General features: G+C 66.7%; 12 protein-coding genes. 10 read left to right on the top strand and 2 right to left on the bottom strand.

From position 1 onward, the window contains the following. Positions 1-89 precede the first annotated feature (89 nt). Complete coding sequence (locus DM194_RS03915; protein WP_111066015.1) at positions 90-863, top strand: SDR family NAD(P)-dependent oxidoreductase; 774 nt, start codon at positions 90-92, stop codon at positions 861-863. A gap of 9 nt (positions 864-872) precedes the next feature. Here DM194_RS03915 and DM194_RS03920 read toward each other — a convergent pair whose 3' ends face one another. Then, on the bottom strand, positions 873-2,159 hold the full coding sequence (locus DM194_RS03920; protein ID WP_111066016.1) for an EAL domain-containing protein: 1,287 nt from the start codon (positions 2,157-2,159) through the stop codon (positions 873-875). A gap of 304 nt (positions 2,160-2,463) precedes the next feature. Then, positions 2,464-3,654 (bottom strand): ribonuclease D, encoded by a 1,191-nt coding sequence (gene rnd, locus DM194_RS03925; protein WP_111066017.1) that lies wholly within the window; start codon positions 3,652-3,654, stop codon positions 2,464-2,466. A gap of 365 nt (positions 3,655-4,019) precedes the next feature. Here rnd and aspS point away from each other — a divergent pair, with 365 nt between their 5' ends. From aspS to rseP, 9 genes are all read left to right on the top strand, one after another. Next, the gene (gene aspS, locus DM194_RS03930; protein ID WP_111066018.1) at positions 4,020-5,846 is read left to right on the top strand and encodes an aspartate--tRNA ligase; all 1,827 of its coding nucleotides are present in this window, start codon (positions 4,020-4,022) and stop codon (positions 5,844-5,846) included. A 241-nt stretch (positions 5,847-6,087) separates the two neighbouring features. Next, positions 6,088-6,867 (top strand): 30S ribosomal protein S2, encoded by a 780-nt coding sequence (gene rpsB / locus DM194_RS03935; protein WP_111066019.1) that lies wholly within the window; start codon positions 6,088-6,090, stop codon positions 6,865-6,867. A gap of 133 nt (positions 6,868-7,000) precedes the next feature. After that, positions 7,001-7,933, top strand: a complete 933-nt coding sequence (gene tsf, locus DM194_RS03940; protein WP_111066020.1) for a translation elongation factor Ts — start codon at positions 7,001-7,003, stop codon at positions 7,931-7,933. 66 nt (positions 7,934-7,999) lie between these two features. Further along, positions 8,000-8,755, top strand: a complete 756-nt coding sequence (gene pyrH / locus DM194_RS03945; RefSeq protein ID WP_111066021.1) for a UMP kinase — start codon at positions 8,000-8,002, stop codon at positions 8,753-8,755. A 4-nt stretch (positions 8,756-8,759) separates the two neighbouring features. Continuing rightward, positions 8,760-9,317: a ribosome recycling factor gene (frr, locus tag DM194_RS03950; RefSeq protein WP_111066022.1), complete on the top strand. Its 558-nt coding sequence runs from the start codon at positions 8,760-8,762 to the stop codon at positions 9,315-9,317. A gap of 6 nt (positions 9,318-9,323) precedes the next feature. Then, on the top strand, positions 9,324-10,064 hold the full coding sequence (locus DM194_RS03955) for an isoprenyl transferase (protein ID WP_111066023.1): 741 nt from the start codon (positions 9,324-9,326) through the stop codon (positions 10,062-10,064). Positions 10,065-10,095: 31 nt separating this feature from the next. Next, positions 10,096-10,902: a phosphatidate cytidylyltransferase gene (locus tag DM194_RS03960; protein WP_246024276.1), complete on the top strand. Its 807-nt coding sequence runs from the start codon at positions 10,096-10,098 to the stop codon at positions 10,900-10,902. Continuing rightward, a complete protein-coding gene (locus DM194_RS03965) occupies positions 10,893-12,101 on the top strand; it encodes a 1-deoxy-D-xylulose-5-phosphate reductoisomerase (RefSeq protein ID WP_111066025.1) in 1,209 nt (402 codons plus the stop codon). The genes DM194_RS03960 and DM194_RS03965 overlap by 10 nt, the downstream gene beginning before the upstream one ends. Before the next feature lie 36 nt (positions 12,102-12,137). Further along, the gene (gene rseP, locus DM194_RS03970) at positions 12,138-13,271 is read left to right on the top strand and encodes an RIP metalloprotease RseP (RefSeq protein ID WP_111066026.1); all 1,134 of its coding nucleotides are present in this window, start codon (positions 12,138-12,140) and stop codon (positions 13,269-13,271) included. The last annotated feature ends 46 nt before the right edge of the window (positions 13,272-13,317 follow it).

The raw sequence follows: 13,317 nt of genomic DNA on the forward strand, positions 1-13,317 counted from the left end.
TGTCGGTTGGTGTCGTGCTTATAAACTCCACGGCACCCCACAACAAGCTCCGGTACCGGAATTGGACCGACGAGCAGGGCGGAGAATTCATGAAGCAGCGCCTATCCAACCCCAGTTCCATCGTCATCACCGGCGCGTCCAGCGGCATCGGCGAGGCCCTGGCGCTCCTCTATGCCGCCCCTGGCGTGGCCCTCGCACTGACCGGCCGCGACTCCGCAAGGCTGGAGACGGTGGCGCAGCGCTGCCGGGCCGCCGGCGCGCGGGTGGACACGGCGGTGGTCGACGTGGCGGACCGGGCGGCGATGGCGGAGTGGCTGGCGCGGGTCGATGCCGCCGATCCGGTCGATCTGCTGGTCGCCAATGCCGGGATGTCCGCCGGCACCGGCGACGGCGGCGAGACGGAGGAGCAGGCCCGACGCATCCTGGCGGTCAACGTCGACGGCGTTCTGAACAGCATCCATCCGCTGCTTCCGGCGATGCGGGCGCGGCGGCGCGGGCAGATCGCCGTGATGGCGTCGCTGGCCGGTTTCCGCGGCCTTCCCGGCGCGCCGGCCTATTGCGCCAGCAAGGCCATGGTGCGGGTCTACGGCGAGGCTCTGCGCGGCGATCTGGCGGGGGAGGGGATCGGCGTCTCGGTCATCTGCCCCGGCTTCGTCAAGAGCCGCATGACGGCGGTCAACCGCTTCCCCATGCCCTTCCTGATGGAAACCGACGCCGCCGCCCGCGTCATCCGCCGCGGGTTGGAGCGCAACGCGGCGCGCATCGCCTTCCCCTGGCCGATGATGGCCGCGGTGTGGCTGCTGGCATTGCTGCCGCCGTCCTGGACCGACGGCCCGTTGCGACGTGCGCCGCGCAAGCCGTGAGTGCCGTCCTCAATCCACCTTGGCGTGGGCGATTGCCTCGCGGACGCTGACGCCCTTGCGCATGATGTTGTCCACCGCGCGGCCCTGAACCAGTTTGATGCCCATCTTGTGGGCGTAGACCAGGCTGGACACGCTGTCGCAACGGGCCAGGATGAACTTGCAGCGGTCCTGTTCGGCGATGCGGTCGCGGAAGAACTTCTCGAAGGACGGATCCATCTCCAGCATGTCGTTCGACCAGAATATCTTGGCGTAATCGGCGTTGAGATATTCCAGGTCGAAATTCGTCACCCAGAACGGGTTCAGCCCGTCCACCGCGATCTGGTAACGGCGGTCCTGGGCGAACTCCACCACCTCGTTGAACAGCGGCAGGTTCTCGATCAGGTCGCCCTTCGACACCTCCAGAACCACCTGCCCGCGGAAATCGATCGGCAGGCGTTCGTCGAACTTAACGAAGCCGGTCGAGATGACGGTGGACAGGTTGATGTTGATGCCGATCCGCCGGCCGCGCATGAAGCTGAGCCCATGGTTCAACGCGCGCAGGACCGACTGGTCGAGGTTGGCGGTGAAATAGTTGAACAGCCACTTGTTGGCGGTGATGTCGTAATCCGGGCAGAGCCGTTCCTGGAGAAGCTTGATGGAGATGTAGAGTTCGTAATACTCCATCTCCGTTTCGCCGCTGCCGATGTTGGCGATGCCCTGGTTGAACAGGAAGGGCGACAGATCGAACATCTGCATCGAGCGTTCGAGCTTGCCCAGTTCCTCCAGCGTGATCGGCGGCTTGGTTTCGGTGACGTGGTGGCCCGTCTCGTTCGCCTGCAGTTCCTCGATGAAGCGGATGACGTTGATGAAGTTCAACGCCAGTTCCATGATCGAGTAGAGGGAATATTCCTTGTAGGGGTTCGGTCCGGTCAGGGTGGTCTTGGACAGGAAGACCTGCTCCACCGTCTGGCAGACGTCGGTGACGCCGGTCAGCTTCAACCCCTTGTAAAGAACGATGACGTCGCCGTTGGAGATGTTGAAGGATTGCAGGAAGGAGGCCTTGGTCGCCAGTTCCTGGATGATGGACCGGACCATCATCTGGCTGGTCGGATCGCGGTCCTTCAGCAGCGACAGGTGCATGTGGATCAACCGCATGCCCTGCAGTTCGTTCTTCGCCGACCGCAGCAGGTTCAGGAGCTTGTCGTTGTCGAAATCCGGCTTCTGGTCCTTGGCGGCGGCGACGGCGGCCTGCTTTTCCGTCGTGGAAAGCCGGACACGATCCCGTCCAACCGGTGGTCTGCCGCCAAACCTGCTCATACGATGCGCACTCCCACAACAAGCGTCACGCCTGCCAACCACCCGCATCAACGGCCGCTCGTTGTTCGGCGGCCTTCATGTCCGGTCCGGTGGCTTGTGCTTGGCCGGAACCGTGGCCCCGCAAGCGCCGGGACCCCCGCGAATCCTGCGCAGCCGAATGGATTTTAACGGTAACTTCCTTTAAAAAGACATTAAAGCCAAAGCCCGGACGCGGGCGGGGCCAGGCCGAGGCAAACAGCCCGGAAGGCGCCCCGACGGCGCCTTCCGGGCGTGGCAATCATCGAAGCGGTGCCATCCGAAAAGATCAAGTTTCGGAATCGACCGGCGCGGTCGAAGGACGCGGTTCTCCGGCGGGAACGATGCGGACACGACGGTCGATGACCGCAAGCCCGATCTTTCCGTGCTTCAGGGCGAGCGCATCGTTGCCGAACAGCTCGCGCCGCCATCCATGCATCGCCGGAATGTCCGCGGCGTCATCGGCGGCCAGGGCCTCCAACTCGGAAGACGAGGCAACCAGCTTCGCCGCGACATTGTTCTCGTCGCACTTCATCTTCAGCAGCACGCGCAGAAGCTCGACGATCGGTTGCAGGCCCGGCGGGGGTTCCTCGCGCGGCTCGACCCGCGGCAGGGCGCTGTCCGGCAGGTCCAGCCCGGCCTGCACCGCAGCCAGCACGTCGGTCCCCTGCCGCCCCTCCGCGAAGCCGCGGCCCAGCCCGCGGGTGCGCGCGAGGTCGTCGACGGTGGTCGGGGCGTGGGCGGCGATCTCCAGCAGAGCCTCGTCGCGCAGCACGCGGGAGCGCGGCTGGTCGCGGCGCTGGGCCTCGCGCTCGCGCCATGCCGCCAGTTCCTTGAGGATCGCCATGAAGCGCGGCTTGTTGGTCCGCACCTTCAGCCGCAGGTACGAGCTTTCCGGATCGACCTGATAGGTCGCCGGATCGGTGAGGATCGCCATCTCCTCCTCCAGCCAATGCGAGCGGCCGGAGCGGGCGAGGCGGCGCTTCAGCTTCTCATAGGCCGGGCGCAGATGGATGACGTCGGACAGGGCGTAGGTCAGTTGCCGCTCGGTCAGCGGGCGGTGGGACCAGTCGGTGAAGCGGCTGGACTTGTCGATGCGGGCGCCGGCCAGCTTGGTCACCAGCGTCTCGTAGCCGACGCTCTCGCCGAAGCCGCAGACCATCGCCGCGACCTGCGTATCGAACAGCGGGTGCGGGATCTGGCCGGACAGGTGCCAGAAGATCTCCACGTCCTGGCGGGCGGCGTGGAACACCTTCAGCACCGACGGGTCGCTCATCAGCGCGAACAGCGGGGCAAGGTCGATGCCTTCGGCGAGCGGGTCGATGGCGACCGCGCCGTCGGGTCCGCCGACCTGCACGAGGCACAATTGCGGCCAATAGGTCTTTTCCCGCAGGAACTCGGTGTCGACCGTGATGTAGTCGGCCCCGGCCAGCGACTGACAGAAGGCCTGGAGGGCGTCGGTTGTCGTGATGAGCGTCATGCTGGCTTCATACACGAGCGAACCGGCGCTTGAAAGTCCGCCGAAGCGCAGGGTCGCCACAGGCTGGAAAAGTGGCGCGCGGGCGGCGGGGCAGGGGGCGCCGCGGGCGGATTTTCCTCCCGCGCTTATCCACGCGCGGCGGCGGTGATAAGCTGCGGCGGGCTTGGCGGCGCGGCGGCCGGGCGGGGGAGGTTGAACAGGTGAACAGGGCGCCGGAAAGTGTTTCACGGCGTTTCAAACGTTCCGCTCCGACCGCCGCCGACGCGCGGTCCACCCTATCGCGGCTTGACTTTCGTGCGCGTCCGGTGTGGTGTGTCGGACCGCTTTTTCCGCCGGAATCCGATCTTTTCAAGGTGTTTCGACCCATGCACCCCTACCGCACGCACACCTGCGGCCAGCTTCGTGAAGAGAATGCCGGTGAGACCGTCCGCCTGTCGGGCTGGATGAACCGGAAGCGCGACCATGGACAGCTGCTGTTCATCGACCTGCGCGACCATTACGGCCTGACGCAGTGCGTGGTCGATACCTCCAACCCGGCCTTCGAGGTCGCGAACCGGCTGAAGCTGGAATCGGTCATCACCGTCACCGGCAAGGTGGTGAAGCGTACGGCCGAGACCATCAACGACAAGCTGCCCACCGGCCGCGTCGAGCTGCAGATCGCCGAACTCAACGTCGAGGGCGAGGCGGAGCAGATCCCGCTGCAGGTCAACCAGGACACGGATGCCGGCGAGGACGTGCGCCTGCGCTACCGCTTCCTCGACCTGCGCCGCGAGCGCATCCACGAGAACATCATGCTGCGTTCGCGCGTGATCGCCTCGGCGCGCCGCCGCATGATCGACCAGGGCTTCACCGAGTTCCAGACGCCGATCCTCACCGCCTCCTCGCCGGAGGGCGCGCGCGACTATCTGGTGCCCAGCCGCAACCACCCCGGCAAGTTCTACGCCCTGCCGCAGGCGCCGCAGCAGTTCAAGCAGCTGCTGATGGTCGCCGGCTTCGACCGCTACTTCCAGATCGCCCCCTGCTTCCGCGACGAGGACGCCCGCGCCGACCGCAGCCCGGGCGAGTTCTACCAGCTCGATTTCGAGATGTCCTTCGTCACCCAGGAAGACGTCTTCGCCGCCATCGAGCCGGTGCTGCACGGCATCTTCGACGAGTTCGGCAGCTTCCGCCGCGACTCGAAGCCGGCCATCGACGGCCTGCCGTTCCGCCGCATCTCCTACGCCGAGTCGATGCTGAAGTACGGCAACGACAAGCCGGACCTGCGCAACCCGCTGGTCATCACCGACGTGACCGAGGTGTTCAAGCGCGACGACGTTGAATTCCGCGCCTTCAAGCAGACGCTGGAGAAGGGCGGTGTCGTCCGCGCCATCCGCGCGCCGAAGGTTTCCGACCGTCCGCGCAGCTTCTTCGACAAGCTGAACGACTGGGCCCGCGGCCTCGGCGCCCCCGGCCTCGGCTACATCATCATGGAAGCGGCCGGCGGCAAGGGTCCGATCGCCAAGTTCGTGCCGGAGGCCGCGCAGGCCCGGCTGCGCGAACTGGCCGGCCTGGAAGACGGCGACGCGATCTTCTTCGTCTGCGACCAGCCCGGCCCGGCGGCCAAGCTGGCCGGCTTCGCCCGCACCCGCATCGGCGAGGAGCTGGACCTGATCGAGAAGAACGCCTTCCGCTTCTGCTGGATCGTCGACTTCCCGATGTACGAGCTGGACGAGGAGACCAACAAGGTCATCTTCAGCCACAACCCGTTCTCCATGCCCCAGGGCGGCCTGAAGGCTCTGGAGACAATGAACCCGCTCGACATCAAGGCCTACCAGTACGACATCGTCTGCAACGGCGTCGAACTGTCCTCCGGTGCCATCCGCAACCATCTGCCGGAAGTGATGTACAAGGCCTTCGAGATCGCCGGCTATCCGCCGGAGGAGCTGGAAGCCCGGTTCGGCGGCATGCTGAGCGCGTTCAAGCTGGGCGCCCCGCCGCACGGCGGCTCGGCCCCGGGCATCGACCGCATCGTCATGCTGCTGGCCGACGAACCGAACATCCGCGAGGTCATCGCCTTCCCGCTGAACCAGCGTGCGGAAGACCTGCTGATGCAGGCCCCGGCGCCGGTGGACACCGCCCGCCTGCGGGAGCTGCACCTGAAGCTCGACCTGCCGAAACCGAAGGTCGCCGCGCCCTCGGCGCCGCAGGCGTAAAGGAACTTCCGCCAGTCCTTGGCGGTTATGTGAAAAGGCCATCCGGACTCTGGTTCGGGTGGCCTTTTTCCTTGTCAACATACGCGCGCGGGGCTATGTAAGCGCCGTCGTCAAAACCTCACGCGGGCTGGCGGACCCTCGGTTTTACCCCGATGGCCCGATCCGGTGTCGTCAGCCATGGTTGCCATGCGCTCTCGACAATGCCCGCGGCGGAGCAACCGGAAAAAGGGATTTTTTCCACATGACCATGCCCACTTTCACCATGCGCCAGCTGCTGGAAGCCGGTGTCCACTTCGGCCACCACACCCGCCGCTGGAACCCGAAGATGAACCAGTACATCTTCGGCGTCCGCAATGGCGTGCACATCATCGATCTCGAGCAGACCGTCCCGATGCTGCACCGCGCCCTGCAGGCCGTGCGTGACGTCGTCGCCGGCGGCGGCCGCGTCCTGTTCGTCGGCACCAAGCGCCAGGCGCAGGAGCGCATCGCCGAGGCTGCCGCCAAGTGCGGTCAGTACTACGTCAACCACCGCTGGCTCGGCGGCATGCTGACCAACTGGAAGACGATCTCCCAGTCGATCAAGCGCCTGCGCGAGATGGAAGAGCGCCTCTCCGGCGACACCTCGGGCCTGACCAAGCGCGAAGTGCTGGAACTGACCCGCGAGCGCGACAAGCTGGAGCGTGCGCTGGGCGGCATCAAGGAGATGGGCGGCCTGCCGGACGTCATCTTCATCATCGACACCAACAAGGAGTCGATCGCGGTCAAGGAAGCCAACAAGCTGGGCATCCCGGTCATCGCGGTCCTCGACAGCAACTCCGATCCGGACGGCGTGGCCTTCCCGATCCCCGGCAACGACGACGCGCTGCGCGCCATCGAGCTGTACTGCGACCTGACGGTCGGCGCCGTGCTTGACGGCCTGCAGGCCGAGATGAGCGCCGCCGGCATCGACGTCGGCGCCGCCGAGGACGCCCCGGCCGAGCAGCTGCCGGAGGAAGAGACCGCCGAAACCGCCCAGGCCTGACCCTGACGGTTGAAGGGCAGCCGGGCCTTATGATCTATGGCCCGGCTGCCTTTTTTATGGGTTGCCACCCGTTTTGAATTTGTGACTCAATCCGATCCGCCTGCCGGATCGCTTGGAAGGAAGAGGGCGCAACATGGCCGAGATTACCGCCTCGCTCGTCAAGGAACTGCGCGAGAAGACCGGCGCGGGCATGATGGACTGCAAGAAGGCGCTGAACGAGACGCAGGGCGACCTCGAGGGCGCCGTTGACTGGCTGCGCAAGAAGGGCCTCGCCGCCGCCGCCAAGAAGTCGGGCCGCGTCGCCGCCGAAGGTCTGGTCGCCGTCGCCACCGCCGGCACCAAGGGTGCCGTCGTCGAGGTGAACGCCGAGACCGACTTCGTCGCCCGCAACGACAAGTTCCAGGCTTTCGCCGCCAAGGCCGCCGAGCTGGCCCTGACGACCGCCGGTGATGTCGAGACCCTGAAGGCCGCGACCTATCCGGGCACCTCGCACACCGCCCAGGATGAGCTGACCAGCCTGATCGCCACCGTCGGCGAGAACATGAACCTGCGCCGCGCCGTCACGCTGTCGGTCCCGGCCGGCGTCGTCGTCAGCTACGTCCACTCGGCCATCGCGCCGGGCCTGGGCAAGATCGGCGTTCTGGTCGCCCTGGAGTCGACCGGCGACACCGCCAAGCTGGCCGACCTCGGCAAGCAGATCGCCATGCACATCGCCGCCGCCCGCCCGGACGCGCTGGACATCGCCGATGTCGACAGCTCGTCGCTGGAGCGCGAGCGCAACGTGCTGGCCGAGCAGGCCCGCGCTTCGGGCAAGCCGGAGAACATCATCGAGAAGATGGTCGAAGGCCGCGTCCGCAAGTACTACGAGGAAGTCTGTCTGCTCGAGCAGACCTACGTGATCGACGGCGAGACCAAGGTCCGCAAGGTGGTGGAGAACGCCGCCAAGGGCATCGGCGCTCCGGTCAAGGTCACGGCCTTCACCCGCTTCGCGCTTGGCGAAGGCATCGAGAAGGCCCAGTCGGACTTCGCCGCCGAAGTCGCCGCCGCCGCCGGCGGTCAGGGCTGAGACCGGTAAGGTCGAACGCTTAGGTCCGCAAGCCGCATTCCGATACAGCAAGGGAGCGTTCCCCCAATGGTCGAAACCACCGGGATCACCGCGCCGGTCGAGGGCGTCCGCTACAAGCGGGTCCTCCTCAAGGTGTCGGGTGAGGCGCTGATGGGTCAGCGCGACTATGGTCTGGACCCGGAGATGGTGAACCGCATCGCCAACGAGGTGAAGGCGGTCATCGCGCTCGGCGTCCAGGTCTGCCTGGTGATCGGCGGGGGGAACATCTTCCGCGGTGTGAAGGGTGCGGCGAGCGGCATGGAGCGTGCCTCGGCCGACTACATCGGCATGCTCGCCACCGTGATGAACGCGCTCTCGATGCAGAGCGCGCTCGAACGGATGGGCGTCATCACCCGCGTGCAGTCGGCCATTCCCATGTCGACGGTCTGCGAGCCCTATATCCGGCGCCGCGCCGTCCGCCACATGGAAAAGGGCCGGGTGGTGATCTTCGCCGCCGGGACCGGCAACCCCTTCTTCACGACCGACACCGCCGCGGCGCTGCGCGCTTCGGAAATGGGCTGCGACGGTCTGTTGAAGGGCACGCAGGTCGACGGGGTCTACACCGCCGATCCGAAGAAGGATCCGAACGCCCAGCACTATGAACGCCTCACCTACATGGATGTCCTGACCAAGGAACTGCAGGTGATGGACGCTTCGGCGATCGCGCTGTCGCGCGAGAACCATATACCCATACTGGTTTTCTCGATCCACACGCCCGGCGCCTTCGCCGAAGTGATGCAGGGCCGTGGCAAGCACACCATCATAACGGAAGAAAGGGAGTAGGCCCGTGGCTGCGCCCGACCTATCGGATCTGAAGCGCCGCATGGAAGGCGCGCTCGACTCATTTCGCAAGGAACTGGGCGGTCTGCGCACCGGCCGCGCCTCGTCCAGCCTGCTGGAACCGGTGATGGTGGAGGCCTATGGCAGCCGCATGCACCTGCGAGAGGTGGCGACCGTCTCCGTGCCGGAGCCGCGCCTGATCACCGTGCAGGTGTGGGACCGCGGCATGACCAAGGCGGTCGAAAAGGCCATCCGCGACAGCGGCCTGGGCCTGAACCCGCAGACCGAGGGCCAGGTCATCCGCGTGCCGCTGCCCGACCTGACGCAGGAGCGCCGCGCCGAACTGGCGAAGGTCGCCCACAAATACGCCGAGCAGTGCCGCATCGCCATCCGCAACATCCGCCGTGACGGCATGGACGGCCTGAAGAAGGCGGAGAAGGCCAGCGAGATCACCCAGGACGAGCACAAGGTCCAGTCGGACAAGGTGCAGCTTCTGACCGACCAGCACATCAAGATGGTCGATGATACGCTTGCGCAAAAAGAAAAGGAAATCATGCAGGTCTGATCCGGAATGCGCGACGCGGACGACAACCGGTCCAACACGGCCCCCGGGCACGTCGCCATCATCATGGATGGCAACGGGCGTTGGGCCAAGGCGCGCGGCCTGCCGCGCACCGCCGGTCACAAGAAGGGCGTGGACGCCGTCCGCCGCACCGTGGAAGCGGCGCGCGAACTGGGCATCGGCACTCTGACGATCTTCAGCTTCTCCTCGGAGAACTGGCGCCGGCCGGAAGAGGAGATCAGCGACCTGATGGGTCTGCTGCGCTTCTATCTGCGCAGCGAAGTCGCCGAACTTCACCGGGCGGGCATCCGCCTGCGGGTGATCGGCGACCGCAACCGGCTGTCGGAAGACATCAACCGACTGATCGACAACGCCGAGGCGCTGACCCGCGACAACCGTGTGATGACCCTGGTCGTCGCTCTCAGCTACGGCTCCCGGTTGGAGATCGTCCATGCCGCGCGCCGGCTGGCGGAGGAGGTGGCGGCGGGGCGCCTGTCGCCCGACGCCATCGACGAGGACGCTCTGTCGGCCCGGCTCTACACCGCCGACATCCCCGACCCCGACCTGATCATCCGCACCAGTGGTGAGAAGCGGATCAGCAATTTCCTGCTGTGGCAGGCGGCCTACGCCGAGCTGGTCTTCGTGGACACCCTCTGGCCCGATTTTACCAAGCGCGATCTGGAGGCGGCGATTGAAGAGTTCCACAGAAGGGAACGCCGCTTCGGCGCCACCACCGCCGGCTCCCGCTGAGCCGTCGGCCGCGGATACGGCCGCAGCGCCGGTGAAGCCGTCCAAGGCGGGGGATCTCAAGGTCCGCGCCCTGTCCGCGCTCGTCATGGCGCCGGTCGTGCTGGGCGCTGTCTGGATGGGTGGCTGGGTGTTCCATGCGCTCATCGCCTTCGGCTCGGTGGTTGCCGTTTCCGAATGGACCAACATCGTCCCCAGCGCCCGCCACCTGCCGGCCCGCGTGATGGCGGCGGTCGGCATCGCCGTCGCGCTGATGGCCCAGCTCGCCGCCGGACCGGCCGCGGGATTGGGCGTCGCGGCGGCCTTCGCCGTCATGACGGCCATCGTCGGCGGCGGCAGCGACCGCGGCCTGCTCGGGTTCGGCGTCTTCTACGTCGCCGCCGGCATGGCCGGACTGATCTGGCTGCGCGACCTCCCGGACATCGGGCTCTCGCTGTTCCTCTTCGTCCTGTTCGCCATCTGGGCGACCGACATCGGCGCCTATGCCGCCGGCCGCAGCATCGGCGGGCCGAAACTGGCGCCCCGCATCAGCCCGAAGAAGACCTGGGCCGGCCTTATCGGCGGCATGCTGTCTTCCGCCCTGTTCGGCTGGCTCGTGGCCATTGCCTTCGGCGCCGCGCGTCCGGACATCGCCATTCTGGTGGGTGCCGCGGTCGCGGTGGTGGGGCAGGCCGGCGACCTGTTCGAATCGGCGGTCAAGCGGCGTTACAATGTGAAGGACAGCGGCCAGCTCATTCCCGGGCATGGCGGCATCCTCGACCGCATCGACGGGCTTCTGGCCGCTGCCCCGGTGCTGGCCTTGTTCCACGCGGCCATCGGAACGGTCCTCTCATGGTGGTGAAGGCGGAGGCGGTGCCGGATGCGCCGCGCAGCGTGACGATCCTCGGGTCCACCGGTTCGGTCGGCACGCAGACCGTGGACCTCGTCGCCCGCGATCCGGAGCGCTTCCCGGTCGAGGCGCTGACCGCCAACCGCAACGTCGCTCTGCTGGCAAAGCAGGCTCGCGACCTGAGGGCCCGCCTTGCCGTCGTCGCCGATCCCGCCGCCTATGCTGAATTGAAGGACCTTTTGTCCGGCACCGGCATCGAGGTTGCCGCCGGTGCCGAGGCCGTGGCCGCCGCCGCCGAACGCCCGGCCGACTGGGTGATGGCCGCCATCGTCGGCGCCGCCGGGCTGGAGCCGACGCTTGCCGCCGTGCGCCGGGGCGCCATCGTCGCCTTCGCCAACAAGGAGGTTCTGGTCTGCGCCGGCGCCCTGATGATGGAGGAGGTGAAGGCCCACGGCGCAACGCTGCTGCCGGTCGACAGCGAACATTCCGCCATCTATCAGGTCTTCGATTTCGGGCGGACCGACAGCGTCGCCCGCCTGATCCTCACCGCCTCGGGTGGTCCGTTCCGCACCAGGGACCGCGCCTTCATGGCCGCGGCGACGCGGGAGCAGGCGGTCGCCCATCCGACCTGGGACATGGGCGCCAAGATCTCGGTCGACAGCGCCACGATGATGAACAAGGGGCTGGAGCTGATCGAAGCCCATTTCCTGTTCGGCATCCCCGAGGAGCGGATCGATGTCCTGGTCCATCCGCAGTCGGTGATCCACTCCCTGGTCGAGTATGTCGACGGCTCCGTGCTGGCGCAGCTCGGCACGCCGGACATGCGTACACCCATCGCCTATGCGCTGGGCTGGCCCGCGCGCATCGCCACCCCGGCGGAACGGCTGGATCTTGTCAAGGCTGCGACCCTGACCTTCGAGGCGCCCGATCCCGTACGCTTCCCGGCACTCCGGCTGGCCCGGGCCGCCTTGCAAAGCGGGGGGGGCGCTCCTACTATACTCAGTGCCGCCAATGAGGTGGCTGTTCAGGCGTTTCTCGACCGCCGGATCGGCTTCCTCGACATCGAACGGATCGTCGAGGAGACGTTGACGGCGTTGCCCCACCGCCCGCTGCGCGATCTCGCCGCCGTGCGGGAGGCCGATGCGGATGCCAGGCGGGATGCCGCCGGCCGCGTTCAGGCCATCGGTGCGACAGCGGTTGGCAGCCGATGATCAGCGTTCGAGGCGCTGAAGGGCGCAAGGGTTGAAATGGACGTAATCGGCGGTTTCTGGACCTCGGTGCTGGCTTTTCTGCTGGTCCTCACCGTGCTCGTCTTCGTGCACGAGCTTGGTCACTATCTGATCGCGCGGCGCAACGGCGTGCGGATCGAGACCTTCTCAATCGGCTTCGGGCCGGAGTTGTTCGGCTTCACCGACCGCACCGGCACGCGCTGGAAGTTCAGCGCGCTGCCGCTCGGCGGCTATGTCAAGATGTTCGGCGACGCCGACCCGGCGAGCACGCCCGGCTCCAATCTGTCGGGCATGACGGAAGAGGAGCGGTCCGTCTCCTTCCACCACAAGCGGGTGGGGCAGCGCGCGGCGATCGTCGCCGCCGGGCCGATCGCCAACTTCCTGTTCTCCATCGTCGTGCTGGCCGTGCTGTTCATGACGGCGGGGCAGTCCTTCACGCCGCCCGACGTCGGCGGCATCCAGCCCGGCAGCGCGGCCGAGCGCGCCGGCATCCTGCCCGGCGACATCATCCTCTCGGTCGACGGCACAGGCATTCAGCGCTTCGAGGAAATCCGGCAGATCGTATCCATCCGTCCGGGGCAGCCACTGGCGATCGAGTTGAATCGCGACGGCCGGGTGATGACGGTCACCGCGACGCCGGATTCGCAGTCCGTCACGGACCGACTCGGCAACAGCCATCAGATCGGCTTGCTCGGCATCAGCCGCGGCAGCGTCGGGATGATGCGCCACGACCCGCTGACGGCGGTCTGGCAGGCGGGACGAGAAGTCGCAGGCATGATCAGCGGCACCTTCACCGCGCTGGGCCAGATGGTCCAGGGATCGCGCGGGACCGAAGAGCTGGGGGGGCCGCTGCGCATCGCCCAGATGTCGGGCGAGGTGGCGCAATCCGGCCTGTATCCGCTGATCTGGTTCATGACCTTCCTGTCGGTGAACCTCGGGCTGATCAACCTGTTCCCGGTGCCGATGCTGGACGGCGGCCATCTGGTGTTCTACGCCTTCGAAAAGCTTCGGGGCCGGCCGCTTGGAGCGCGAGCGCAAGAATACGGTTTCCGAATTGGATTGGCCTTGGTATTAACGCTCATGGTCTTCGCCACGTGGAACGACCTGGTTCAACTGCGCGTGGTCGATTTCTTCCGGGGACTGGTTTCCTGATTCCAGCCCCTTGCCAGGGAGCGTGATTTGCCGGTGTCGAGCAAAG

This window comes from Azospirillum ramasamyi (assembly GCF_003233655.1).
GTDB lineage: Bacteria > Pseudomonadota > Alphaproteobacteria > Azospirillales > Azospirillaceae > Azospirillum > Azospirillum ramasamyi.